Below are 25,995 nucleotides of genomic sequence, written 5' to 3' on the forward strand. Positions count from 1 at the left end.
TACTATGGCACCCACAGCCGAGCTCGTTTACGACGTCTTCGTCTCCGGCACCTTGCCTCAAACAGGAAGAGGAACACTCCCGAACGGGGACCCGCGCATCTGGTCCCCGCTGTCCTCCACGCTGATCTCCGGACAGGAGAAGGCGGTGCTGGTTGACCCGCCCATGACGGTGGAACAGACAAGGAGGGTCGGGGACTGGATCGAAACATCGGGGAAGACCCTCAGCCACATCTACATCACCCACGGCCACGGCGACCACTGGTTCGGCGCAGGTCCCCTTGCGGAGCGGTTTCCGGGCGTCACAGTACTGGCAACCCCGGGCACGCTTCAGGAGATGGCGATGCACGGCTCCCCCGGGTTCCGCGCCTCTTTTTGGGACTCGATTTTCCCGGACCAGATTCCGCCCACAACCACAGTGACCCAGGCAGTCGAGAGTGGGTCGTTTGAACTTGAGGGTCATGAACTGCAGATTGTTGAAGTGGGCCATACCGATACTGACAACACCACCATGCTGTTCGTTCCATCCGTTGGGCTCCTGGTAGCTGGGGATGCCGTGTACAACGGGGTACACCCCTACCTGACGGAGTCGCAGGATGGGGGCATCGAATCCTGGCTGCGGGCGCTTGATATCGCGGAGAGCCTCGAGCCAAAGTTTGTGGTGGCGGGACACAAGAAACCCGCATCACCGGACCTGCCCGGACAGATCCAAGAGACCCGCGGGTACCTTTTGGATGCATCAAAGCTCCTGGCCGAGGAACCAACGCCGGAGGAGTTCTTCTCGGCAATGCTTGCGCTTCATCCTGATCGGATAAACCCCGGCGCGTTGTGGGGTGCGGCCCTGAAACTGCTCAGTTGACCAGTCACCCGGCGTCCACGATGGAGCCCGCCGCGCCGGCCTCGGAAGCAGGTGTCCATCCCGATCTCCTCACTGAACCTTCGCCAAAGCCTCCGACGCACCCCTTCAACCTGTTTGCCATTCCGCTAGGCATCACCGGGTTGGGGGGTGCCTGGCAGGCGGCCCGTCTGACACTTCAGGCCCCCGCGTGGCCTGCGGAAGTCTTCTATGGGATCAGTGCCGCTGTCTGGTCCGTCCTGCTTGCCTGGTACCTGGCGAAAAGTTTCCGGTCCAAGTTCAACGGACACTTCGACAAGGAACTGAGACACCCCGGAACTGGCCCGTCGGCGTCCTTCATTCCCTTGGTGGGCATCCTCCTGAGCAGTCACTACACCGAATACAACAAGGCGTTCTGGTCCGCGCTGTGCCTGTTCTTCATCGTCGCCCTTACGCTCCTCGGAGCCAGACTTCTCGTCCATTGGCTGACCGGCGGAGTGACTTTGGAATGGGTTCACCCTGGCTACCTGCTTCCCGTTGCTGCGGGTCCCTTTATCGCCAGCATCGGATTCTCCACCATGGGCTGGCCCCAAGCGGCGATCGCAGCGTGGGGAACCGCTGGTTTTTTCTGGCTGATGATCGGGACTGTGGTGACAGTCCGTTTCATGGCAGGAATTGAAATGCCGGACGACTTGAAGCCTGTCTTGGCCGGATACATGGCCGCTCCGGCCACGGCCTGCGTCGCGTGGATAGTCATCCGCCCGGACGGTTCCGGAATCATCCAGTTGGGCCTCACGGGAATCCTCTTCATGATGATTCTGATGCAGGTACTTTTGATTCCCCAGTACAGCAGACTGCAGTTTGCGCTGACGTTCTGGATATTCACATTCCCGGTGTCAACGTCGGCGAGCTACGGCATCAGATGGTTCGGCACCCTCGGCGTTGCCGGCTCGGAAGTCATCTCTTGGGTCCTCTTAGGCCTAGCGACGGCTTTTGTTCTTGGTATCGGGATGCGGACGCTTGTACACGTCTTTCGCGCACGTAGACGGCGCTGACTCTGCGACACGGCCGCCCCACAGCAATGTCAGGCGCGTAAGCGCCTAATGCAATGTTCGACGGCGGGGGCTTGGGTTGTGGGAAATGGTTGCAGAAAGAGCCTGCCGAGTGGGCCCCGCCGCCCCCGAGCAACTTCAAGTACCGTGCCGTCGTCCAGCGCATCCGGAACATCCCTGTCCCGAGGCATCGAGTAGGAAAGCCTGCGGTTCAAAGACCGCTACCACCTCAAAGCCGGCCTGCCGCCGGCTCTCTTTCGTTAAGTCCACAGTCCAGGTTCCCCCTCGTGCCATCTGCACCGCCGGCTAGCGTGAAGTTGCGGTTTCGCTCCCGGTGCTGCTGGCGGGGCGCTGATTCGCACCCGGACCTACCCAAGGTTGCGCGTTCACGGCTTCACCCGGACTTCAGTTGTAGAACGGTTCCTCAGACGGTTCACCGGCGATTTTAGTGGGCGTTTGTATGTCCGCTGGGACCCGTCCATGGTCTTGCGCTTGCGGGACATGACTCCTCCTGCTGCCTCAGCCAACAGCCGAGCCACCTTGCTCCTGAACGTCGGCAAGGTGGCTCGGACTGGACTATGCATCGCTCCCGCACGGGTGACCGTACGAACGTCTACAGTGGATGGACCGCTATTCGGCCGACGGTATCGGGTCGGAGAACGTAGGCCGCGCTATGAGCCTGCGCGCGAACGCCTTGTGGTAATAGCCTTGACTGCACCGACGGCCGCAGCTCCAGCCAAGAGCGGAATCGCCAAGGCGAAGAAGATCTGAGCCACGTCCCATCCTGCACCCAGCATCACGCCACCCAGCAAACCGCTAACGATGGAACCGGCCTTGCCGAAACTGTGCATCCAGGACACGCCGGTTGCCCGGGCCTCGGTGGGGAAAACCGATGTGCTCAGTGCGTTCATGCCACTGTTGGCTCCCACCAGCACAACTCCGATGGTGAAGCCTAGAACCAGCAGCAGGGGCAAGGTCAGGCTGACTGATGCCAGGATCCATGCCGCTCCCGCGGCCAGTGTGAAGGCCGCACCGATGGATACATATCTGCCCAACTTCTCCATGGCAAAACCGATGGCCAAAGCTCCGACGACACCGCCGAGGCCGAACATCGACACGACATTGCCTGTACCCGCGGCGTCGATGTTGAGTTGCTTGACGATGAGCGGCAGGTAGTTCAGGAACATGTATACGACTGCGGCGCAGATGAAGTAGCAAAGCCAGATCAACAGCGATACGACGACAAGTTTCTTTGAAAGCACCGCCCTGACGCCTCCAACCGGCTTCTTGCCGCCAGTGGGGGGCGCCCCTGTTAGATCCACCGTGTTCACGTCGAAACCGGGAATGATGGCACTCAGAACCTTTGTCACGTTTTCTGTCCGCCCTCCCCGTCGGATCATGAAGACAGTAGATTCCGGCAGGCCCCACACCAGGGCGGGCAGCAGTATCAATGCGAGGACTGTTCCGGTCCCCAGCAGCCACTGCCAGCCCAGAGTCGGAATAATGGTTGATGCCAAGAAGCCGGTGATTACTGTCCCTAAAGGGAAGCCGGTGAACGTGATGGCCACAATGGCCGCCTTCCGTTTTTCAGGCGCGAACTCGGCCACCAGAGTGATGACCAGGGGCATAACAGCCCCTAGGAACAGGCAGGCCACTACCCGGAAGATTCCTAAGGTCAGGTCGTTTTGAGAAAGCGCGCCCCCTAAAGTGGCGAGTCCGAACCCGGCCGTGCCGACTATGATCGGGAGCCTTCGGCCAATCTGGTCAGATAGCGGACCAGCCACCATCGAACCGACTGTAAGCCCGACAACTCCTAGTGTGACCAAGGTTGTAACTGTTGCCAGCGAGGTACCCCACTGGGTGATTATTTGGGGGTAGATAAATCCCCAAATGCCGATTTCAACTCCCTCGAGGGTCATCGTCAGGAACCCGAGAAGGATAATCACGCGCCGCCTGTTACCCAAGGGGGCTTGATTAAGTAATTCCTGGACGGTCAGCTGGGACGAAGCTGAGGGCTTAGCTCGGAGGTCGGTCGTCTTTGACGCCTCGTTGGCAGTTGCCATGATGTGTGCCTTTCTAGAGCACGCCGTCGGTAGTAGGCGTGCGAGAGCCGATGCGAAGTTTGTAATGCTCGTGAATCCCGGGCACGCAGCCTTCCATGAGGCATTGCGAGGGGATCCGCGATAGAAAGAAGCTTAGGCTATTGAGTTATTTCTCACAATGGCCAACTCTGGGAATTTCAACGCTTCTGTCCGACAACCCCCGCATTGTCTGAAATAGGCCACTAGGCTACGCTTCTGCTTGTTTCAGCGTCAGCGAGCCGGTCGCGATCAGCCTTGAAATATGAAAGTGTACGGAAGCTGCCCACCACAACAGGTGCTGACCTCGCTCGTTCATGACCATCAACCGGTCGCGGCTCTCTGGAGTCAACTGCCTACTGGTATCCGGGAGCTGCTGAGCGTAGCGTCGAATGCGACAGACCAAGGCGGTGCTGAGGTTGACGTGTCTGCACCGGCGCCCACCCACTGGGGTCAAGCCGTTGAAGTCAATCCGCTGAAGGAGCCGGGATGACTGGATGGAATGCCGACACTGCTGCCGGCCCACTTGGTGCCGGAACGGTCACGCTGGTGGAGGGCTCATCCTTCTGTATCTCCTTGGCGAACGGGGACATCCATCCGGAGCACCCGCACGGGGTTTTCTACGAGGACACCCGCATCCTGTCCCGCTGGAATCTGACCGTCAACGGCCAGCCCTTGGAGCCGCTTGCTGCGAAGACGAAGGAGCCGTACCGGGCGCTGTTTGCCGGCCGCGTTCCCCGCTCCGACGGGTACGCCGACAGCCCGCTGATCGTGGAGCGGCTTCGCGAAGTGGGTGCCGGAATCCTTGAGAAGATCACGGTCCGGAACTACTCAGCGGACGCAGCCGAGTGCGTGGTTTCCCTCAGGATCGAGGCAGATTTCGCGGACCTTTTCGAGGTGAAGGAAGCCCGTATCCACCGGCGCTGGGACCAGTTCCGCGAATCGGATCGCGATTCGTTGACCATCCGGGCCGCTTGGCAGGACGTCCGGAAGGGCGTTGTCGTGTCGGCCAGCGGTGCCGACGTCGCAGCGGAGGCTCTGACGTACCGGATAGCTGTTCCCCCGCATGGAGAATGGAGCACCCGGGTGAGCGTAATGCCCACCGTCGACGGCGCCGGGTCAGTGGAACCGTTTGTTCGTCCGGCCGGTGGCGAAGTGTCTCCGAGCGACCGCCGCCGCCGGGAGTGGGTGGCGAAGATTCCGGTGCTGCAGATGGGCAACCGCTCCATCGAAAGGACCCTGCGGCGCAGCTACGACGACCTGGGCGCACTTCGGATTGAAGATCCCGACCACCCGGACCGGATCGTGGTGGCCGCCGGCGCCCCATGGTTCATGACCCTGTTCGGACGCGACTCGCTGTGGGCGTCGCTGATGGCGCTTCCGGTGGACCCCTCCCTGGCCTTGGGCACCATCCAGACACTTGCTGATCGCCAGGGCCGCGTCGTGGACACCATGAGCGAGGAGGAGCCAGGCAAGATCCTGCACGAGGTCCGGCTGGGCGTCTCCACCGGGCTGGCCCTGGGTGGAAAGTCCGCGTACTTCGGCAGCGTCGACGCCACCCCACTGTTCGTGGCCCTGCTCGGTGAAGTCAGCCGCTGGGGCTTCGCCGCGGATACCATCGCCGCCCTGCTCCCCCACGCGGATCGGGCGCTGGACTGGATCCGGGACTACGGCGACAAAGACGGCGACGGCTTCGTCGAATATAAGCGCCTCAACGACCGCGGGCTGATCAACCAGGGCTGGAAGGATTCCTGGGACGGCATCAACTTCGCCGACGGCAGCCTGGCCGAACCGCCCATCGCACTGTGCGAAGTGCAGGGCTATCTCTACGGCGCGTATCTGGGCCGTTCCTGGATGGCCTACGACGCCGGCGACGCGGACCTGGCCGCCGAGTACCGGGAACGCGCGGCGCGGCTGAAGAGGCAATTCAACGAACAGTTCTGGCTGCCCGAGCGGGGCTACTACGCCATCGCACTGGATGGCAGGAAGCGGCCGGTCGATGCATGCACTTCGAACATGGGGCATTGCCTGTTGTTCGGAATCATCGATGAGGACAAGGCGCCGCTGGTAGCGGAGCGGCTGATGTCCCCGGAAATGTTCAGCGGCTGGGGAGTGCGGACACTGGCCAGCGACATGGGCGCCTACAACCCCGCCAGCTACCACAACGGATCGGTCTGGCCCCACGACAACGCGATCATCGCGACAGGCCTCCTGCGCTACGGCTTCGTGGAGCAGGCGCAGCGGATCTCCACAGCCCTGCTGGAGGCGGCCGAGTACTCGGAAGGACGGCTGCCAGAGCTCTTCTGCGGCTTCAGCCGCGAGCACTTCGAGGAACCCGTCCCCTACCCGACGGCCTGTTCGCCGCAGGCCTGGGCGGCCACCACCCCGATCATGCTGATAAGAAGCCTGATGGGCTACTACGCCGACGTTGCCCTCGGCGGCCTGTGGATGGATCCAGTGCTTCCGGAATCGTATGGTGACCTGCACATCACCAACGCGCCCATGGCCGGCGGCCGGATCACCATCGACATCTCCGGTTCCGACGCGACCATCGAGGGGCTGCCCGACGGTATGGAGTTCCACCGCGGGACGCGCCCCTGGGCTGCTGATCTGGTACGAGATCCCAGCCTGCATCGAAGGCTCTGAACTTAGCGCTCGAGAGGCAACGGGGCAGGCCATGCGCGGTTAGCAATCAACGTCAAGTATCACTGAGGAACCTGATCCAAACGAGGGTTAAGTAGCTAAAATGGACCATGTTGGTCTTCCCAGCCATCGGACTCCTGCTCTGGATTGCCTTCCTTCTTGTCGGGCTGGTCCTGGCCAGCATTCTCTGGGCGCTGTCCAGTCTGGCGTTCTGGATTACCGGCCTGAAGCCGCTGACCAGTCAGAAGAAAGTCACCAGCGCCAGACCGGACCCACCCCGGGTCCAACGCCCCGTCCCGGACCCGGCTCCGACCCGGGCAGCACCCCCGGTTCGAGACCGGGCACCGCGGCCCGCACCAGCCCCAGCCTCGTCCGACATCTGGCCCAAATGGACTCCTGCCCACAGGCGATACGTCGATGAGGAGTTGGCCCTTTGGCAGGAGCAGTTCGACGCGCTGAACTCCAGCAAGTAGAAACTGCTCCAAATCGACAGGTCTTGTCACGCAGTTAACCGCTCATTCACGCCGCTCTCACAACATGTCCAACAGGCCTCCGTACGGTCGAACCCATGGACAACATTTCACGCAGATCCCTCCTTTCCGCCGGCCTCGGGGCCGGGCTCGTCGCCGCCTGGCCGGGTGCCGCCGTCGCCGTTTCAACAGCGGACGACGCCGGTCTCCGCACCGATCCGTTCCTGCTGGGTATCGCCTCCGGCGAGCCGTGGCCGGACGGCTTTGTGATCTGGACCCGGCTGGCACTGGACCCCATCGCCGAGGACGGCCTGGGCGGCATGCCCTCCCGCAACGTCGCGGTGGCGTGGGAAGTGGCTGAGGACGCCGGCATGCGCACCGTAGTAGCCCGCGGCGTCGAGCATGCCCGGATCGAAACCGCGCACTCGGTGCACGTCGAACTCAAGGGCCTCCGCCCGGGTCGCGAATACTTCTACCGGTTCCGCACCGGCCGGCACGTCAGCGTGGTGGGCCGCACCCTCACCAGCCCGGCGCCGCACGAGACGCCGGCGGCGCTGGCCATGGCGTTCGCCAGCTGCTCGCAGTTCGAGCACGGCTACTTCACCGCCTACTCGCGGCTGGCCCAGGACCACCCGGACCTGGTGCTGCACCTGGGCGACTACATCTACGAGTACAAGAAGGACAGCTACGTGATCGGCGGCGGCAACCCGCGCGACCACCAGGGCCCCGAGACTTCCACTCTGCAGGGCTACCGGCAGCGGCACGCGCAGTACAAGTCCGACGCCGACCTGCAGGCCGCGCACGCGATCGCGCCGTGGCTGGTTGTGTGGGATGACCACGAGGTGGACAACAACTGGGCGGACGAGGTCCCCGAGAACAAGGACGCCAGCCAGCTCAACGACACCACCGAGCGTTTCCGGCAGCGCCGGACCGCCGCGTTCCAGGCGTACTACGAGAACATGCCGCTGCGGGCCTCATCCGTGCCGGCCGGGTTCGACATGAAGATCTACCGCACCATCCAGTGGGGCCAGCTGGCCAACTTCCACATGATGGATACCCGGCAGTACCGCGACGACCAGCTCGCCGGCGACGGCTGGAAGAAGAACGTCACCGAACGCCTCGCAGAGGTCCGCACCATCACCGGCGCCGAACAGGAGAAATGGCTGTTGGACGGCTTCAAGAACTCCACCCAGCGCTGGGACATCCTGGGCCAGCAGGTATTCTTCGCCGAAAAGGACCGCAACAAGGCCCCGGATATCGACGACGTCTCCATGGACGGGTGGGACGGCTACGCCGCCTCCCGCCGACGCATCACCCAAGGCTGGGTGGACGCCAACGTCCGCAACGCCGTGGTCCTCACCGGCGACGTCCACCGCAACTGGGCCAACGACCTCAAGGTGGACTACAAGGACCCGGCCTCCCCCGTAGTCGGCTCGGAACTGGTGTGCACGTCCATCACGTCCACCGGCAACGGCACCGGCTCAACGGTGGATCCCGTAATGGCCTGGAACCCGCACCTGAAGTTCTACAACGACAACCGCGGCTACGTGAACACCAAGATCACCAAGGACGCCCTCATCGCCGACTTCCGGGTCCTGGACCACGTCACGACGCCGGGATCCCCCGTCAGCACGAAGGCTTCCTTCGCCATCCAGGACGGAGTCCCGGGACTGCAGGCACAGGGGTAGGCCCCACAACTGGAACGTCCGGCCGGGGCACACCGGGCGGACGTTCCACCGTGCCGTTGGAAGGCTAGGGCTGGACAACATTCACGAGTTCTGACCGTCTTCCGGTCTGCAGGTCCTCGGTCAGGACCAGCGCACCGACCTCGGGGCAGTGATATTTATGCTCCCGGGAATTCTTTTCAAGCGGCGTCCAGTCATAAACCTTGATGCAGCCGGTGTAGGTGCGGGTTTTCGTGGAGACGGTTTCGCCGGTAGCGACGGTGTCCCGCATGTCTTCTGCATGACCAACATAAAATTCCTGCCTATAGGAATCGCCGGTGCGCTGCTCGGCCTTCATCCAGATGCCGGCTTTTGCGCCGTCTTTTCCGTGGAGAAAGCTGCCGGAGTGGTCCAGCAACATCCCGTTCCAATAGTTGTTCACGTCCTCGCCGAAGTACCACACGTCACCGTTCTTGTGTTGTGCCAGGTAATCCCGGGTTTCCTCTACGAGCTGCCCGTTCTTGTATTCCTTGTCCAGGTAGATGACCGTCTCAACGCCCTCTATGGTCTTGGTCTCCTGCAGGATTTCGATTTCAATCCTCTCGGTGACGCGTCCTTGCTCGGTCGTTTCGTAGGTCATTTTTTTGCCGACGGGGAGGGCGAAATATTGATTGGTAATTTTGGTGGTGAAATCGGCCGGGTTGATCTGCGGATCGTACTCCGCGGCCCTGCTCCTTTTTGTGTTGTCGAAGACAAAAAGTGCCGCCCCGCCAACAACAAGCAACAGGACGACGAGAGCAAAGAATATTTTGGATCGTTGATTCATGACCTATCCCACTCCTTCTGAGTAGAAATTCCTGTACGGGGTCAGAGCACCCTTGCTTGCCCATGGCCATAGGAGAAAGGTAGTGCAGTCCGTCGTGAACCTGAACCCCTGTACGAACACTCCGTATGGACAGGGCACTGCCCCATGAACGACGACGGCGGACCCACGGCACGCTCGTCCGGCTTAGGAAGAGGGGCCACCGTGGGGCGGTAGGATGTGCCGCATGACTCAGGACGAGGTTCGCGGCAGAATCGAGGCCTTCGTGGCCGATTTCCACTCGAGGTGGCAGCGGTCAGGCAAGTCGCCGGGCATGTTCGCTTTCGACCCTGCGGTGTTCCAAGCCTGGGCCGACGAGTTGGCGGACCTGGTCGCGACCCATTGCACCCCGGGAGTCCGCACCGGCCAGGAAGGTGCACTGTCTTCCAGTCCCGCGCACCACCCGTCCGCCGAGCAGATCACCGACGTCGAGGTCGACGAGGACACGGCGACGGTCCGCTCGGTCATCCAAACGGCGGGGAACACCACCTTCTACTACGAGTACCAGCTGCTGCGAGGCGATGACGGCTGGCGGATCTCCCATCTCTCGACCTTCCTCGACCCGCCCGGCACACCGTTGATCGATCCGGCCCGGGCCGAGGCACTCTTGCAGAGTGCAACACCCGATGCCACCCTGCCCGACCTACCAGCGCAGCTGGAGCTCGACATACCGGGATTGTTTACGGCGGGCCGGGTGGTCGCACCGTTCGGCGAACCGGCGCCGCTCGAGGTCCTTCACCTCGGCAAGCTCACTTGCGCCTCCGGGGTGCTCACGGTCTTGGACTTGGGTTCGGTTGACGCGCACTTCGTCCCCTTGGCGCGGCGGATCATGCCGGGGACGTATGCCGTCGAAGTCGCCACGGCGGCGGAAATGACGGTCGCAGTACGGCTGCTGCTCTCCGAGGCGCCGGCGGTCAGCTGGCACCCCGCCGAGTTCACCGACGGCACGCACGGGGTAGGGGTCGACGCCGGAAACGTCGCCATCCTCGACGTCGGATCGCTGGTCAAGTGTCAGGCCCAGCGCGTCGAGGCGATGTTTCAAGAGCACGTGGAACGGCTCATGGAAACACCGGGCACAATGTTCGGCCTCGCCGGCGAGGTGGCTGATGCGGTCATGGTCTCGAGCGGGTACGGTGACGGGACCTACCCGTGCTACTGGGGTTTGACCGCCGACGGCAGCCTCACCTCGCTCGTTGTCGATTTCCGGGTGCTCGCAGAGAACATCCTCCGCACCAGCCGCGTGCCGTTCCAACCCGGCCCCGTCAGCACCCCGGAACTCGCCGGTCACGAACTGCAGATCACCGCGGATGACGGGTCGTTCGTCGTCAGCAGCAGGGGTGAGGACATCACCGGCCTCCGGGTGCTGGCACCGGACGGCGCGCTCCTTCTGGACGGAGACCATCTGGGCACCTTTATCACCGGAGGCATCTCCAGCAGGACGTGGAGCCCGGACGCGCCTCCTCCGCCCGGCTCCGTCCTCGAGGTCACCGAGTACCTCGGGTACCGACACATCTGAGGGTTATCGGATGAAGTCAGCGCTCACTCGTTTCAGATCCTTCCGGAGTGTGGCCGCAACCGCCGCAGCCCTTCTGGCGGTCTCTGCCGCGGGTTGCACCAGCGCTCCGGAGCCGCCTGACCAGCAGTCCCCGTCTACTCAGTCCCCCGCAGCGACCGATGTTCGGATCGCTGCTGTCGGTGACATGAACGGCGTCAAGAACTATGCGCCTGATAGCCCGCCCGGTCGGAACGGTGCGGCGATCACGCGGCTCGTGCAGAACAACGACATTGACGCGTTCCTAGGGCTCGGGGACTTCCAGTACGACACGGCGTACTGCGATGACTACGTGAACTACTGGACGCCGTTGTGGGGTGGCACGATGCCCAAGTTGTACTGGGTGTCCGCCCCCAACCACGACTGGCAACCCGGCCACAACGAAGACCTCGACAACTTCATGAATGGCCAATGCCCGGGGTCTCCGGAAAAGGCTGCGATCAACCAGCAGCGTGGGTTCATCGGGAACGGGGAACCGTACTCGAAGGACTTCGGGAACTGGCACTTCGCGTTCCTGTCGTCCGCGCACTGGCGGTACAACCCCACGCAGGCTCGGGCGTTGACGACGTGGCTCGACAACGACCTCGCTGCTGCTAAGGCGGCGGGTAAGCACCTGGCAGTCGCATACCACGAACCTTACTTCACGTCGAACACGAACGAACATGAGCGGGCCGCTGACCACAAGCCGTGGATCGACGTGATGTGGAAGCACCGGGTCCGTCTGACCCTGTCAGGATCACAGCACAACTACGAACGGTCATGTCCGGTGAACAACGCTGACCAGTGCGTCAGTGACGGGATGACAGCGTTCCAGGTTTCCACGGGAGGTATCGATCTCCGCTCCTTCACTAGTAGTCCGTCGTACATCGTGAAGCGGTTCAGCGATACCCACGGGTTCCTTCGGATGACACTCCGAGACGACGGGTCTTTCGACTGGAACTTCGTTCCGACGTCGGGGTCGGGCACGGACGCAGGTACGCGTTCCGCACCGTAGTAAAAGCCGCGTAGTCCGGGCTGAAAGACGGGTAGTGCCTGCGAGAAATACGAGTACACGGCAGCCCCTCACCACGCTGGTTGGCCTCCTGACCCGGGCATACACTGACCAGACGCCTGCCGCGACGCCTGACAAAAATCGAAGGGAGAAGAATTTCATGGAACCTGATGCCCGTCGCCGGTGACAGCGGCGGCAACCGAAGAATCCACTATCCGCCGGGAAGAGACCATGAGAAAGACCCTGCTCGCGTTCATCACGGCATTCGCCCTGGGGATCGACGTTCAACTCCGGGGAGCAACGTTGCTGGACGATGCATCGGCTGGTCTTCGTCTACGCGGGTCGCGGAGTCTGCGGCTCCATGCACTGCTGACAGCCCTGCTGCTTGCGCTGGGTGGTGTTCTGGTGGTGCCGGTTGCGGCGTCGGCTGCTGAGGGTGATGTTGGGTTTGAGGGTCCGTCGCATTCGGGGACGGGGACGCCGACAGGTACGAAGCGGGCGACGAGTTCGCTGTGGTTCAACGACGGGCTCTGGTGGGGGAACCTGTGGGACACTGCCAGCTCGGATTTTCATATCTTCCGGTTCAATGCCGCGACGAGTTCGTGGGTCAATACGGGCGTGGTGACGGACAAGCGGGCGAGCACCCATCATGACGTGTTGTGGGACGGGACGACGTTGTACGTGGTGAGCTATCGGTTCGTCGCCGACAACCTGCCGGCCGAGCCGAACTTTCCGACGACAATGCGAAGTTACAGCTACAACTCGAGTACAAAGACTTACTCGCTGCTGTCCTCTACAAATATCAACAACTACAAGGTTGAGACCCTGACCATCGATAAGGACTCGACGGGTCGGGTGTGGGCCACGTGGCAGCAGGGAAACAAGATCTATCTGAACGTCACCGGCACGGACGGCACAACATGGGGCACGCCGTTCCCGCATCCTGCGTCGTTGAGCAACGTGTCTGTCGACGACACCTCGGCCGTGATCGCATTCGGACCCGGCAAGATGGGTCTGATGTGGAGCCGGGAGGTCGGTGACGCCACGGACGGCATGTACTGGAGCGACCACGTCGATGGAGCGTCGAACACCGACTGGAGCGCACCTGTGGCGGCGGTGTCGGGGCCGGCCAGCGGTGACGACCACATGAATTTGAAGTGGCTGGACTCCTCGGGCGGTCGGGTTTTCGCCGCTGTCAAGACGTCGTTCACGGCGGCGCCCCAGCCGCTGATCCAGCTGTTGGCATTGAATGGCACGACGTGGTCAGCGCACACGATCGCGACTGTGTCGGAGTGCCCGAACCGGGTGATCGTCCTAATTGATGAGAGCACGCAGAGACTGCGAACCTTCGCCACCTATCCGAAGCCGAATGGCACGACGAACGCTGGTGTCTGCTCTAACTCGGGGGGTGCGATCTACGAGAAGTCCTCGCCGCTGGACAACATCAACTTCACCACCGCGACGAAGACGGCTCGTATCGTGGACGCCGACCAGTATGTCCACAACGTGACGTCAACGAAGCAGAACCTCAACAGCGCGGCGCGGGGCACGGCCAACAGCGGTCTGCTGGTGCTCGCCGATGTGAACGCCACCAGCCGGTACTGGCACTTTTACGATAGGGCGCCCGTTGCCTCCTTCACGGCCACCCCCACTTCCGGCACCGCGCCCCTGGACGTGGCCTTCACCGATACCTCCACCGACTCGCCGACGTCGTGGTCCTGGGCCTTCGGCGACGGCGACACGTCCACCGCGCAGAACCCGGCCCACACCTACACCGCCGCCGGAACCTACACCGCGACCCTGACCGCCACCAACGGCACCGGCTCAAGTTCAACCACCTCGACCATCACGGTCAGCCCGGCACCACCCCCCGTTGCGCCCACGTTGGACGCACCCTCCGTCGTCAACGTGGCCAACGTCGATGCCGTGCCCGTCTCCGGCACCGCCAGGGCCAGGCCCGCGGACACCGTGAGTGTCACAGCGTCCGACGGCGCGGGCAATGCCGTGAGCGGAACGGCCACGGCCAGCTCGACCGGAGCCTGGTCCCTTCCGACACTCAACCTGACGAGCCTCAACGACGGCACCGTGACCCTGACCGCAACCGCGACCGATACGGCGGGCAACGTCAGCCCGGCGACGACGGCAACGGTCCCCAAGGACACCGTGCCCCCCGCCGCGCCCACGCTGGACGCACCCTCCGTCGTCAACGTGGCCAACGTCGATGCCGTGCCCGTCTCCGGCACCGCCGAGGCCGGCGCGACCGTCTCGCTCAACGTCACCGACACCGATGCCGTTCACACCCTCACCGCGACCGCGACCGCGGACGGAACCGGGTATTGGTCCCTTCTGGCACTGAACCTCTCGAGCCTCAACGACGGCACCGTGACCCTGACCGCCACCGCGACCGATACGGCGGGCAACGTCAGCCCGGCGACGACGGCAATGGTCCCCAAGGACACCGTGCCCCCCGCCGCGCCCACGTTGGACGCACCCTCCGTCGTCAACGTTGCCAACGTCGATGCCGTGCCCGTCTCCGGCACCGCCGGGGACGCGGGCACCGTGAGTGTCACAGCGTCCGACAGCGCGGGCCATACTGTGAGCGGAACGGCCACGGCCAGCTCGACGGGAGCCTGGTCCCTTCCGACACTCAACCTCTCGAGCCTCAACGACGGCACCGTGACCCTGACCGCAACCGCCACCGCAACCGATACCGCGGGCAACGTCAGCCCGGCGACGACGGCAACGGTCCCCAAGGACACCGCGCCCCCCGCCGCGCCTACGTTAGACGCACCCTCCGTCGTCAACGTTGCCAACGTCGATGCCGTGCCCGTCTCCGGCACCGCCGGGGACGCGGACACCATGAGCGTCACAGCGTCCGACAGCGCGGGCCATACCGTGAGCGGACCGGCCACGGCCAGCTCGACCGGAGCCTGGTCCCTTCCGACACTCAACCTCTCGAGCCTCAACGACGGCACCGTGACCCTGACCGCAACCGCGACCGATACAGCGGGCAACGTCAGCCCGGCGACGACGGCAACGGTCCCCAAGGACACCGCGCCCCCCGCCGCGCCGACACTGACAGCCCCCGCCACGGTCACCGCCGCGACCGCCACGTCCGTGACGGTCAGCGGCAGCGCCGAGGCCGGCACGACCGTCACGCTCAACGTCACGGACGCCAACGCCGTTCACACCGTCACAGCGACCGCGACCGCGGACGGAACCGGGAATTGGTCCATGACAGCACTGAACCTGACGAGTCTGAGCGACGGTCAGCTCACATACACGGCCACCGCGACGGACACGTCCGGCAACACCGGCGCGTCCGCAGCGCAGACCGGAACGAAGAAGACGACCGCAACGGCACCGCAGTTCACGAGCGTGCCGTCCCAGATCACGGGCGACACAGTGACGGCCGTGCCATTCGCGGGGACCTCCGATCCGGGGGCAGCCGTGGCGCTCACGGCCACCGATTCGGGGAATCATAGCCTAACGGCCACGGCAACCGCGAACGGCTCGGGAAACTGGTCCGCGATGATGAACCTAAGCACCCTCAACTCGGGACCGGTCACGTTCTCGGCCCAAGCCACCGACACCTACGGCAACATCAGCACTGTGACGACGGCGACGAGCCGCATCGGCCCGAGGGTCGTGTCCGTCACGCTCCAGAACGGCGGAACCGCCGGCAAAGCGGACACCAACGACAAGGTCGTGGTCGCGTTCAACGAGCCGATGAGCCCGAGCTCGTTCTGCAACACCTGGACGAGCACCACGGGGCCGTGGACCCAGAGTAGCAACAGCGTCAGCGTGCTGATCAGCCGCAACACCTCCGCCCCCAACGACACCCTGACCCTCTCGACGGGTTGCACGACCAACAACTTCGGCACCGTCAACCTCGGCGCCCACTACACCACCAGCACCGGCGGAAACCTCACCTTCAAGGGCACCAGCACCCTCCCACGGTCCTCCGTCTCGCTGAGCGCGGACGGCAAGACCCTCACGATCACCCTCGGAGCCCTCAAGAGCGGCACCCGGGCCACCGGCGTCCCCGCCGGCACCCCCACCTACCAGGGGACAACGAGCGGGCAATTGGGCATCGCGACGGACACGAGCGGAGTCCCGCTCGGACGCAATCCCTCCGGATCCGGGACGGCGTCGCGCTTCTGATCCTCGAATCGCGCGGTTCGATCGTGCGGATGCAGGGGCGGCCAGCCTGCCCACCCCTGCGCTTGGATGGACCGGGTGCTTGGCTCTTGGGACGCATGCCGCGGTGCTGCTTAGCCCGGTGCCGCTCGAACCCGAGAGGGCAGGTGCGGCCAGCGTCCTGCTTTCCACGGGCACGAGACCTGAAACAGAAGTTCCTCGACACCGTGAGGGCAGGGAACGCCGCACCCGCCGCCAACAGCCCACTGCATGAAAGTGAACCGGTGCATAACTTCCTGCAGAAACGAGACCTCAGCCGTTCCGTGTCTGACCGTTACAAATCAAACAGAAGGTGAGGTCATACTGTCAGCCGCCGTCGGTGATTCAGCCTCCTGATTGCATATGCAGCAGCCACGCCACCAAGGACCAGTCCGATCGTGATTACCCAGAATGAGTTGTTCGCTGCAGCGGTCACGGTATCCGCCGCAGCGTCATCGAATGTATCCGCTACAGGGACAATGGTGGCACCGCCACTTGGTAATGGGGCAGGGTTGGAGTTCGCTGCCACTGTTGCCGGTGTTTCCGAAGACGTGGTTTCGGGTCGTTGAGTGGCTTCGTCCACCACCGGCTCAGGTGAGATCGCTCCAGGTTCAGCAATTGCCACTGCCTGCGTCGCATTCGCAGCGGCAGGGTTATTTAGGGGCGATGCTGCTGCAGCCTGCTGGGAGGGAGCATCAGCAGGTTCGGGAGCCGGTTGCGCGGGAGCGGGTTGCGCGGGCCCTGGAGCTGGGGCAGTTGCAGCAGGTGCCGGGGCGGCATTGGTCGTAGCAAGGGGAGCGGGAGCTTCATCAGCGGTTACGGGGGGAGCTTCAGCGGTAGACGGGGTAGAAGCTGCTGATCCCTGCAACCCGCAATGCGTACCTACCCCCGCCCATGAATCACCAGGCTGGAGATTGGAGCAGGAGGGAGCAGGTGGATTAGGCGCGGGGATAAATAGCAACCTGTTAGGGGTTGCGCCCTTATTGGCACTGATGACACCCGTCACCGCGTTGTTGGTCATCGACTGGTGAACCTGTGCCGGGGATAACGAAGGGTCACGGGAAAGCAGGATTGCAGCCGCACCGGAAACGTGTGGAGCGGCCATTGAAGTACCGTCCATAGTGTTGTAGCCGGTAGCAGCGTTGCTCCAAGCAGACCTGATAGATATTCCCGGCGCTTGAATATCAACGCAAGAGCCGTAGTTGGACCATGACGCCTGAGCATCGTTAATATCCGTAGCTGCAACGGTAATGGCAGACCGAACTCGAGCAGGAGAAGTAGCACAGGCATCAGCGCCAGCGTTGCCTGCTGATGCGACTACCGTCATCCCGTCGTTAACAGCACTTTGAACGGCTTCGTCAAATGAAGAATTGGTGAAACCGCCAATACTGAGGTTTAGTACTGCTGGCTGACCGGCCACGTGGTGCTGAACTGACCAGTCAATGCCTGCCATGATTGTTGACGCCCAGCCGCTTCCATCACACTCAAGCGCCCGGATGGGGATGATGCTGACTTTCTTGGCAACGCCGTATGTTGTTCCGGCGGCGGTTGCAGCGACGTGCGTCCCATGACCATTACAGTCATTGATTCCATTGCCATCATGAACTCCCCACCAGACAGCAGGAATCCTCCCGGAAAATTCCGTATGGGAAACGTGCAGCCCAGTGTCAACAACATAGATGTTCACGCCTGCACCTTCATCGCCGATGCTGTACTGCCCATCTCGCCCTGATCGCTGATCTACCCGGTCAAGCCCCCAAATAGACGTGGCACCAGAGATTGAAACGGGAGTGTCAAGTTCAACTGAGGCCACGTCTTCTGATCTTTTCAGGGACTCCATTTCCTTCGGTGTCGCTACAACTACCGAAGCTTTCATTGCATGGGAAAGAGTCGCCTTAACTTCAATCCCCTGTTGCCGCAGGGACGTGGACTCCGCTTCTGCATTCACATCATTGCCATATTTCACGATGTACCTTTGCTCTCCTGCGGGTGGAGCAGAGGGCGAAGGAGAAGGAACAGTGGCAGATGGCGGATCAGTTGCAAAATCAGCATGAGCAACAGCAGGGGCCAGAGATAGAACCATTGAGGCAAGGAATACGGACGTCGCGGCTTTAAGGAAATACGGCGGTGTGGACATCTGCACTGTTCTTTCGTACGAAGGATGCCTCTTACCGCAGGAGCAGCCATAAGTGATTACCGAGCATTAATAGAAGCTGCACTACCGTGTGCCATACAAATGATAACGGCGAGGCTCCAGATATTAGACCTCAGCGGACTGACTGTCGAACATTATGGTCCGGCACGAACATTTTGCCTAAGAGCACCTCGCCGAGGACCGCACCGTTACCGGCGCCGAGCAGGAGAAGTGGCTGCTGGAAGGCTTCAGGAAGTCCACCCAGCGCTGGGACCTGCTGGGCCAGCAGGTCTTCTTCGCCGAGAAGGACAGGAACGGCTACCGGGGATCGACGACTTCTCCATGGACGGGTGGGACGGCTACGCTTCCTCACGCCGCCGCCTCACCCAGGGCTGGGTGGACGCTAACGTCCGGAACTGGTGTGCACGTCCATCACCACCACCGGCAACGGCACCGGCTCAACGGGGGATCCCGTGATGGCCTGGAACCCGCACCCGAAGTTCTACAACGACAACCGCGGCTACGTGAACACCCGCATTACGAAAGAGGCGATGACCGCCGAATTCCGGGTCCTGGACTACGTCACGACGCCGGGATCCCCCGTATCGACGAAGGCCTCCTTCGCGATCCAGGACGGCGTGCCGGGGCTGGTAGGTGGTTGAGCCCGTCGAAACCACCGCACGACGTCGGCGACCTCCCGCCGGGTTGGACGAAGTATTCGGCCGAATCGAGGAGTGCCGTCAGGGCGTCGTCCCCGCCGAGACCTAGCCATTGAACCTACAACACCAGGTGTGTGAGTCAGCGTCCCAGACCAAGAAAGACGGCCAACGACTGCTCGACTGCGACCATGGTCTTGGCATCCACTCGCCCCATTCGCTGGCCAACGTTGGCGCGACGCACCGTGGTCAGCTTGTCCACCATGATCTGACTTACGCGCTCCAGGCCAGTGAGTTGGCCGGGTTCAACCGTCAGCCTCAGCAGTGGGGCGTCCGTCAGTTGCGACGTCAAGGGCAGGAGGGTGATCGACTTTGACGCCGCAAAAAGGTCATCCTGGATGATCAGTGCTGGCCTTGGTTTTTGCGCATCTGTTCCGCCTGAGACCGTCCACAGCTCGCCTCGATTCACTCCGGCCAGTCTTCCGAAATTTGCTCAACGAAATCCTGGTCGTCACCGGCGCGGTCTGCGGCGGCAACTGCCATGGCTTGCCGGCGCGCTTCACGCTTGAATTCCTCCGTGCGTGCGTCCGGCACCCACATTTGAATCTGTCGGAAGCCACGCTCGCGCATGGCGAGCCTGTGGCGTGCAACGCGATCCCGTACGCTCATAGGTCAATGTTACATGTAACGCGTCTGCTCTAATCAAAAGTACAACGGTCCTGACGACAGTCGCGGCTGCGTCCTTGAGTCCGTCGAAACCCGGCGGTTGGGCTGTCAATCCCCTGCCGGAGACAACGGCAGCCTCGAGCTTTAGAATGACTATTCACAAGTAGGCGCGCGCATCACGCTCCTACTCCGTGATTGATCATGAATGGGATGGCTACTCATGAGCAACAGCGCACCTGAGTCCGGTCGCGACCCGCGACCTGACCCGCCGCGGATGCCTGCCAACCCGCCCAGGATCGGAGCAGCGGAGGGATCTCCAACGCCCGCAAATGAACCCCTGTCCAGCCCCTCCGTTCAGTTGGCCGGCAGGGACGACGCGGTTGCGGTACCGCTCGACAACTATGGCGAGTTCATCGGCCGGTTGAAATCAGCGGCCGCCAAGCTCACTCCCCGTCGGGATGCCCTGAGCGCGGCCCTGGACGCCGCCGGACTCCTCTTAGACCAGAACAACGCAGGCGTCGAGTTTTGGGGTCAGCGACGCACTCGAGTCCGTCAGCTCCTCAACCTCCAAGCCGCAAAGCAGCAGGCCCGGACCTACCGGAGCCTCAGCGAACTCCATGAGGTTGCCCTGAAGATGGAGCAGATGTTCACCAATCGCGCGCAGCGGCTCCAGCAGGTGTGCAGCGGGATCCGGGCGCGCCGGGACCACATCAACGCGGCGCTTGTTGAACTGGACAAGAGCACGGTCAAATTAGCGTCATCGAGAAGGATCGCCCAGGAGCGGGAGAATCTCAGCAAAATCGCCGCGGACCTGTCGGTCTCCGCCGACAATCTCAGCTTCGGCGTCCCCGACCCCGGCCTTCGTGACAGCCTCCGTGAGGCCCGGGAGGCCATTATTCTTGCCGAGGCCCTGCTGGAGGTGAAAGGGAACTGATCATGAAGAACCCACAAACTAAGCACCGGGTCGTCTGCAGTTTCACTGACAAGGAGTGGACTGGGAGGCCAGACGATGGAGCGGGTGCTTTATTCGGCAAGTTATCGGTTGTGGGACTCGCCCTGTGCTTCCTCCTGATGCTCCTGATTCCTGGCCTGAGAGACGTGTCCGCCTTGGTGTTGTTCGTGGCTACGTTTGCAACCACTTTCACGGCACTGAGCATCCTCGCCAGGAGTTCTCGAGAGCGGGCATTTCTCCAGGGGGTGACCGCGTCTGTGAACGAAGTACTCCACGAACTCTCCGTCGACAGCGCTGCCCAACTCGGGGCCGACGATTTGCGCTTGCTGCTCGTCACTGGCAAAACCAGGCCGCTGTCTGTGAACGGGGTAGCTGGTCTGGAGCTCAAAGTCATTCGGAATACTTCACCGAAGCCCTCGAAGCATGCAAAACCCATCATGAAACCGATCACCACCACATACGTCGTGCTGGCAGCCACGCCGCCCGATTACGGAGTGGAAAGCTTCGACCGTCTGCTCGAGGCAGTCACCGCAGACCCTGGCGCTTCCCCTCGGAGCTGAGCCTCAACCAACTCCATGATGCGGCCGGCCCGGGTGAGCCGGCCCTAGCGCTTCCGCAAGACGCGGTACGCGACCCCCGAACAATGACTACCGGACGGCCTTGTCAGCGTTCACGCGGCCATATTTCCAGTACGTTCCGGTGCCAGAAATAGCATCCGCCGTCAATTCGACCTTGTCCCGGACCACCGCACTGGTAGCGCCAGTGTTCCTGCTCCACACAAGGGCGGCAGTGGCAGCGACGACCGGTGAGGACATCGAGGTGCCGTTGCCGACGTCGTACCCCCGTGACCGGTTGTACTGCCCCTCAAGGACGAACTTGTGGTTGGGGAACGTCGAGTAGACGTTGACTCCGGGTGCTGCGATGTCCACCCAGCTGGCGCCGTAGGTGGAGAACGATGCTTTGGCGTCAAAGTTGTCGGTAGCGGCCACGGCGATGACGTTGGGGTATGCGCCCGGGTAGATCTTGGTCTGGTTACCGCCGTTGCCTGCCGCGGCGACGAGCACCACGCCCCGGGCCCATGCGTTGTTGACAGCAGTTTCGAGGGTGCGTGACGCCCGCACTCCAAGGCTCATGTTGATCACCTTCGCGCCATTGCTGACCGCCCAGTTGATGCCGTTCGCAAGGCTTGAGCTGGATCCGATCCCGCTGTCGTTCAGCACTTTTCCGTCCAGAATGGTGCACCCCGGGCACGTCCCGGCCACCCCCACGGTGTCGTGGCTGGCGGCGACGATGCCGGCCACGTGGGTGCCGTGGCCGTAGTTGTCGTCCCCGGTTTCCCCGTTGGTGAAGTTGGCCCGCGCAACAACTTTCGTGTTGATGTCGGGGTTGTCGTTTGCCACGCCTGAGTCGAGCACGGCAACTTTGATGTCAGTCCCCGGCGTGGTGCTCCACGCTTCCACGGCGTCCACATCGGCGTCCGGCTTCCCCGCGGCGATGGTCAGCGTGCCGGCGGTGTTCGTGAAGGACTGGCCAACATTGTGCAGTGCGTACTGGCGCTGGAAATACTGGTCATCCGTAGCAGGAGTAACCACCTCGTCCGGCTCGGCGTACTCAACGGCGGGGTTCCGGCTGAGCGCCTCGATGAGCTTCAGTTCCTTGCCCTCGGGAACCCTGATCAGGTGGGCGCCGGTGCTGCCGATTCCGGGGCCCTCAGTGAGACCGTGCCCGCGCAGCACACCCTCGGCCGCGCCGGTGTCGCGGAACTTGACCAGGATCTGCCCCGTAATCTGGGACGGCTCCGCTGCGGCGGCGCCCGGGGCCGCCAGGGTGATTCCGCCAAACGCCATGACCATTGCTGCAAGACCAGCTACCACTGACTTTTTCATCCAGCCATTTTGCGCCTCATTCCCCCGGCGAGATAGTGCCTTCCGCAAGATAGGGGGCGGCCGACGGCGGGACGCGCCACCGGGCCCGTCCCGCCATTGTGCGACGTGAAGGGCAAACGATACGATGCTGCCGGGGAGAGGTCTTGGTGCCGGATAACGAGCGTTAGGGGCAATCCAATGACCGACTTCTTCACCATGAATCCTGGCGAGACCGCGGCCCCTGTGCCACCGGGGCCCGTCCTGTGCACCGGGACGGCGGCCATGCGGCGCATCCACCGCGTGTTCCTCTGGGCATACGGCGAGGCGCCCGGCCTCGTGCGTTCTGCCGGGGCCGGGGACACCGCCCGCGCCGCCTACGTTGGGGAAGTGCTGGGGAACTTCGACAAGTTGCTCCACATCCACCATGAGGGTGAAGACCAGCTCATGTATCCGCAACTGGCGGAACGGGCCCCGGGATGCGCGTTGCACGTTGAGCAGATGCTCGGGCAGCACCGGCAGGTAACACAACGGCTCGAAGCCATCGAGCCGGTCCGTCTGCGCTGGATGGAAACGGCAGACGTAGAGGCCGGCGAGGAACTCGCCGGCCTCTACGAAGACCTGTCGTCTGTCCTCAACGTGCACCTGCGCCGGGAGGTCACCGAGGTGATGCCCGCCGTGGACAGGGTGATAACCCAGAAGGAACTGAAGGAAGCCGCGGAGCACGGGAGCAGCCAGGTCAGCAACAAGTTCCTGGTGGGCTACCTCGGGATGGTCCTGGCCACGAATCCGCCCGCAGACCGGAAGGAACTGTTCAAGGAGATCCCGGCGCCGGTCCGGCTTGCCTACCGACTTGTCGGGCGCAGGATGTACCGGAAACAGTACTCGACGCTCTTTCCGGGACGCCCGATTCCCGAGACACTGTAGCCAACGGGGGCGGTCTGATCACGGGCCGGATAGGGGGCAGCGGCTATCTGCCGCAGCTCCCCTTTAGCCGTAAAATGGACCATGGTGGTGGTCATCTCCGCATTCGGGCTCCTGCTTTGGATTGCCTTCCTGCTCGTCGCCCTGGTCCTTGCAGGAACCTTCTGGTTGCTGTCCAACCTCATACTGTGGTTGATGGACCTGAAGCCCCGGCTCGCTGGGCCGAAAAGCCAGCCGAACGCGCGGCCGACAACCGCTGCTGGTCCCAAGAGAAACGCTCCCCGGGTCTCCAACCGGCCCGCGGCCAAGATCAAGCCCGCATCCGCAGCCCACGCCGCAGCCGACATCTGGCCCAAATGGACCGCGTCCCATCGGCAGTCTGTGGACCTCGAGCTAACACTATGGCAGGAGAAGTTCGACGCCCTGGACTCCAGCCGGCACGACAGTTAAACATCTGCCGCGGAATGCCCGGTGCGACTGGGATAGGCTCGCCGTAGGGTCCGGTGGTGCGGAACACCGCCCAGGTGCCGGCCGGGACCTCGATTGCATCGAGGTCCTCGGGCACCGGCGTTCCTTCGCTGACGGCGACGCCGTGGAGGTAGGTCAGCTCGCTGCCCTCGGTGTAGTCGGGGTCGACGTCGGCGCTCACCTGAAGCAGTCCGGCCGGTTCGGTGTTGCTCAGCTTTTTAAGGCGAAGGTGCTCCGTTTCGGGCAGCGACGCGATATGCGCCTGGATGTGCGGGTTGGGGCCGTGGTGAATGAGCGGAACGCGAGCCGTGTGGCCGACGAGCCGTAAGGCCGGTCGATCGGCGATGCGGGTATCCATGGTGGTGTTTCCTTCGATCGTCAGGCGGAACCTGAGCTGTGGTTGTGTCCGAAGGGGGCCACCGTCCCGGCGCACATCGGCGGGGCTGACGCCATGCACCGCCCGGAAGGCCCGGTTGAATGCTTCGGTGGAGCCATAACCGAATCTCACCGCAGTCCCCAACAGGTCGCGGCCTCCAATGACTTCGGCCGCGGCGACGGTCATGCGCCGCCGCCGGATGTACTCGGACAACGGCATGCCGGCCAGTGACGAGAACATCCGGCGGACGTGATACTCCGTCGTGCCGAGGCCGCTTGTCACGCCAGCGACGTCGATCTCCTCGGTGAGGTGCTCCTCGATGTAACCGAGGACTTGGTTCAGAACTGCGATCACGGTTTCCCCTTCCGCATCAAGCCTCGCTCTTCGGCTCAACCTCTCACCCAACTATTGCGGTTCGATCCGATCGCCCTCCGCTTCGCCGCGGAGAACAGCCACGACAACCGTCACGACGTAGCCTCCCAAGTTCCCGCGAACGTCCAGATCATGGACCGGAGGGGCAGGAATTGTCACTGCTACACTCTGCTCATGATCGGGCTTCCCTTCGCGGGAGACGGGCTGGTGCACGCCGGCCTGTTAGGGCTGGGAATCCTCGCAGCCTTGCTGTTCTACGCCTATGAAAAGCGCCGGCGCGGCCTGTCCGACCCACGGTTGTGGCCCATTGCCGGTTTCGCTGTCGCCTTCGGGGCGATCGGTTCAAGGGTCCTCACGTGGGATGTTTCCCGGCAGGTCTCCTTGGCGGACTGGTGGGGCAACGGCGACCGCAGCATCCTCGCGGGCCTTGTGGGCGCGTGGTTCGGCGTTCATTTGGGTAAACGGCTGACAGGTTACCGCGAGTCCACCGGGGATTTGCTTGCGCCCGCGGTCGCCTTGGCGCTGGTCATCGGGCGGGTGGGCTGTCTTCTCACGGAACTGCCCGGCACCCCGACTGGCGGTGCGTGGGGGATATCGCTCACGCACGGGCAGGCTGCGATGTTGGGCGGACTTCCCGGTGTAGGGCTCCATCCGTCCTTTGCCTATGAAATCGTGTTCCATGTTGCAGCATTCGCGCTCATGTGGCGTTATCGGGACCGCCTGCCTGGTCCTGGCGACCTCTTCATCTGCTACGTGACTTCCTACGCCTTGTTCCGGTTCGGAGTCGAATTCGTCCGCGGCAACGAGGTGCTCTGGCTGGGGATGAGCCGGCCCCAATGGTTCCTCCTCATGATTCTCCCCCTGCTGTCCTGGCGGATGCTGCCGGTCTTCGGGAAACCACTCCGCCCGAAGTTGGAAGGAAGAGTGGCATGAGCAAGGACAACCCACCGCCCCAAAAAGAAGAGGAGGAGCCCCCAGAACCAGCGCTCGGCCCCATGGGGTTCGGAATCCTGTTGGGGACTACTGCCCTTTATGCCCTCTATCTCGGGGTACCGATAGTTTTCGGTGGACCGTACAACATGCGTTTCCTGACCGGGCCGTCCGCCTTCGTTCCCATCGCCGGCTATCTGGCGATAGCGATTATATTGGCGGTCTGGCCGCCCACATCCCGGTGGGGTGCGGGGCTGCTGATTGGTCTGGGGATCTTCACCCTGCTCGGCGGTGGGGTCTGCGTCGGAGCCCTCGCGCAGATGGGAGCCTGA

General features: G+C 63.0%; 20 protein-coding genes and 1 pseudogene. 14 read left to right on the top strand and 7 right to left on the bottom strand.

Annotation, left to right across the window (positions count from 1 at the left end):
* Nucleotides 1-4: 4 nt before the first annotated feature.
* Both AU252_RS04960 and AU252_RS04965 read left to right on the top strand, forming a co-directional pair.
* Nucleotides 5-856 (top strand): MBL fold metallo-hydrolase, encoded by an 852-nt coding sequence (locus AU252_RS04960; protein ID WP_058929769.1) that lies wholly within the window; start codon nucleotides 5-7, stop codon nucleotides 854-856.
* A 20-nt stretch (nucleotides 857-876) separates the two neighbouring features.
* Nucleotides 877-1,887 carry a hypothetical protein gene (locus tag AU252_RS04965; protein ID WP_083510264.1) on the top strand — a complete coding sequence of 337 codons (1,011 nt, stop codon included), beginning with the start codon at nucleotides 877-879 and terminating at the stop codon, nucleotides 1,885-1,887.
* A 668-nt stretch (nucleotides 1,888-2,555) separates the two neighbouring features.
* On the opposite strand, the gene AU252_RS04970 is transcribed toward AU252_RS04965, so the two are convergent.
* Nucleotides 2,556-3,947 (bottom strand): MFS transporter, encoded by a 1,392-nt coding sequence (locus AU252_RS04970; RefSeq protein ID WP_083510265.1) that lies wholly within the window; start codon nucleotides 3,945-3,947, stop codon nucleotides 2,556-2,558.
* A gap of 504 nt (nucleotides 3,948-4,451) precedes the next feature.
* On the opposite strand from AU252_RS04970, the gene AU252_RS04975 reads away from it, so the two are divergent.
* The 3 genes from AU252_RS04975 to AU252_RS04985 all read left to right on the top strand — a co-directional run bounded on the left by AU252_RS04975 (nucleotide 4,452) and on the right by AU252_RS04985 (nucleotide 8,763).
* Nucleotides 4,452-6,608 carry an amylo-alpha-1,6-glucosidase gene (locus AU252_RS04975; RefSeq protein WP_058929771.1) on the top strand — a complete coding sequence of 719 codons (2,157 nt, stop codon included), beginning with the start codon at nucleotides 4,452-4,454 and terminating at the stop codon, nucleotides 6,606-6,608.
* 107 nt (nucleotides 6,609-6,715) lie between these two features.
* On the top strand, nucleotides 6,716-7,078 hold the full coding sequence (locus tag AU252_RS04980) for a hypothetical protein (RefSeq protein ID WP_058929772.1): 363 nt from the start codon (nucleotides 6,716-6,718) through the stop codon (nucleotides 7,076-7,078).
* Nucleotides 7,079-7,173: 95 nt separating this feature from the next.
* On the top strand, nucleotides 7,174-8,763 hold the full coding sequence (locus AU252_RS04985) for an alkaline phosphatase D family protein (protein ID WP_058929773.1): 1,590 nt from the start codon (nucleotides 7,174-7,176) through the stop codon (nucleotides 8,761-8,763).
* Nucleotides 8,764-8,827: 64 nt separating this feature from the next.
* On the opposite strand, the gene AU252_RS04990 is transcribed toward AU252_RS04985, so the two are convergent.
* Nucleotides 8,828-9,565: a hypothetical protein gene (locus AU252_RS04990; RefSeq protein ID WP_058929774.1), complete on the bottom strand. Its 738-nt coding sequence runs from the start codon at nucleotides 9,563-9,565 to the stop codon at nucleotides 8,828-8,830.
* A 223-nt stretch (nucleotides 9,566-9,788) separates the two neighbouring features.
* Here AU252_RS04990 and AU252_RS04995 point away from each other — a divergent pair, with 223 nt between their 5' ends.
* The 3 genes from AU252_RS04995 (at nucleotide 9,789) to AU252_RS23755 (ending at nucleotide 16,308) form a co-directional block, all read left to right on the top strand.
* Nucleotides 9,789-11,117, top strand: a complete 1,329-nt coding sequence (locus tag AU252_RS04995) for a DUF4241 domain-containing protein (protein ID WP_058929775.1) — start codon at nucleotides 9,789-9,791, stop codon at nucleotides 11,115-11,117.
* Between the two features lie 49 nt (nucleotides 11,118-11,166).
* Nucleotides 11,167-12,147: a hypothetical protein gene (locus AU252_RS05000; RefSeq protein ID WP_240484320.1), complete on the top strand. Its 981-nt coding sequence runs from the start codon at nucleotides 11,167-11,169 to the stop codon at nucleotides 12,145-12,147.
* A gap of 228 nt (nucleotides 12,148-12,375) precedes the next feature.
* Nucleotides 12,376-16,308: an Ig-like domain-containing protein gene (locus AU252_RS23755; protein ID WP_157768929.1), complete on the top strand. Its 3,933-nt coding sequence runs from the start codon at nucleotides 12,376-12,378 to the stop codon at nucleotides 16,306-16,308.
* A gap of 334 nt (nucleotides 16,309-16,642) precedes the next feature.
* Here the strand turns inward: AU252_RS23755 and AU252_RS23760 are convergent, their stop codons facing one another.
* Complete coding sequence (locus AU252_RS23760; protein WP_157768930.1) at nucleotides 16,643-18,460, bottom strand: S8 family peptidase; 1,818 nt, start codon at nucleotides 18,458-18,460, stop codon at nucleotides 16,643-16,645.
* A gap of 181 nt (nucleotides 18,461-18,641) precedes the next feature.
* Between AU252_RS23760 and AU252_RS23565 the strand changes: the two are divergent.
* Nucleotides 18,642-19,119: pseudogene (locus AU252_RS23565) on the top strand (alkaline phosphatase D family protein); the annotation flags it as partial.
* Between the two features lie 136 nt (nucleotides 19,120-19,255).
* Here the strand turns inward: AU252_RS23565 and AU252_RS05015 are convergent.
* Both AU252_RS05015 and AU252_RS05020 read right to left on the bottom strand, forming a co-directional pair.
* The gene (locus AU252_RS05015) at nucleotides 19,256-19,582 is read right to left on the bottom strand and encodes a type II toxin-antitoxin system PemK/MazF family toxin (protein WP_058929779.1); all 327 of its coding nucleotides are present in this window, start codon (nucleotides 19,580-19,582) and stop codon (nucleotides 19,256-19,258) included.
* Nucleotides 19,579-19,782 carry an antitoxin MazE-like protein gene (locus tag AU252_RS05020; RefSeq protein WP_058929780.1) on the bottom strand — a complete coding sequence of 68 codons (204 nt, stop codon included), beginning with the start codon at nucleotides 19,780-19,782 and terminating at the stop codon, nucleotides 19,579-19,581. Before AU252_RS05020 ends, AU252_RS05015 begins: the two co-directional genes overlap by 4 nt.
* Nucleotides 19,783-19,999: 217 nt before the next feature.
* On the opposite strand from AU252_RS05020, the gene AU252_RS05025 reads away from it, so the two are divergent.
* Together AU252_RS05025 and AU252_RS05030 are read left to right on the top strand one after the other, a co-directional pair.
* A complete protein-coding gene (locus AU252_RS05025) occupies nucleotides 20,000-20,713 on the top strand; it encodes a hypothetical protein (protein WP_157768931.1) in 714 nt (237 codons plus the stop codon).
* 2 nt (nucleotides 20,714-20,715) lie between these two features.
* Nucleotides 20,716-21,291: a hypothetical protein gene (locus tag AU252_RS05030; RefSeq protein ID WP_058929782.1), complete on the top strand. Its 576-nt coding sequence runs from the start codon at nucleotides 20,716-20,718 to the stop codon at nucleotides 21,289-21,291.
* 87 nt (nucleotides 21,292-21,378) lie between these two features.
* On the opposite strand, the gene AU252_RS05035 is transcribed toward AU252_RS05030, so the two are convergent.
* Nucleotides 21,379-22,617, bottom strand: coding sequence for a S8 family serine peptidase (locus tag AU252_RS05035; RefSeq protein WP_058929783.1), 1,239 nt, complete (start codon nucleotides 22,615-22,617; stop codon nucleotides 21,379-21,381).
* A gap of 177 nt (nucleotides 22,618-22,794) precedes the next feature.
* Here AU252_RS05035 and AU252_RS05040 point away from each other — a divergent pair, with 177 nt between their 5' ends.
* Nucleotides 22,795-23,520 (top strand): hemerythrin domain-containing protein, encoded by a 726-nt coding sequence (locus AU252_RS05040; RefSeq protein WP_058929784.1) that lies wholly within the window; start codon nucleotides 22,795-22,797, stop codon nucleotides 23,518-23,520.
* Nucleotides 23,521-23,827: 307 nt separating this feature from the next.
* On the opposite strand, the gene AU252_RS23045 is transcribed toward AU252_RS05040, so the two are convergent.
* Entirely contained in the window at nucleotides 23,828-24,715 is an 888-nt protein-coding gene (locus AU252_RS23045; protein WP_083510268.1) for an AraC family transcriptional regulator, read from the bottom strand.
* Between the two features lie 192 nt (nucleotides 24,716-24,907).
* On the opposite strand from AU252_RS23045, the gene AU252_RS05055 reads away from it, so the two are divergent.
* The gene (locus AU252_RS05055) at nucleotides 24,908-25,666 is read left to right on the top strand and encodes a prolipoprotein diacylglyceryl transferase (protein WP_058932755.1); all 759 of its coding nucleotides are present in this window, start codon (nucleotides 24,908-24,910) and stop codon (nucleotides 25,664-25,666) included.
* Nucleotides 25,663-25,995 carry a hypothetical protein gene (locus AU252_RS05060; protein ID WP_058929787.1) on the top strand — a complete coding sequence of 111 codons (333 nt, stop codon included), beginning with the start codon at nucleotides 25,663-25,665 and terminating at the stop codon, nucleotides 25,993-25,995. The genes AU252_RS05055 and AU252_RS05060 overlap by 4 nt, the downstream gene beginning before the upstream one ends.

Origin of the sequence: Pseudarthrobacter sulfonivorans (assembly GCF_001484605.1) — a bacterium.
Taxonomy (GTDB): domain Bacteria; phylum Actinomycetota; class Actinomycetes; order Actinomycetales; family Micrococcaceae; genus Arthrobacter; species Arthrobacter sulfonivorans_A.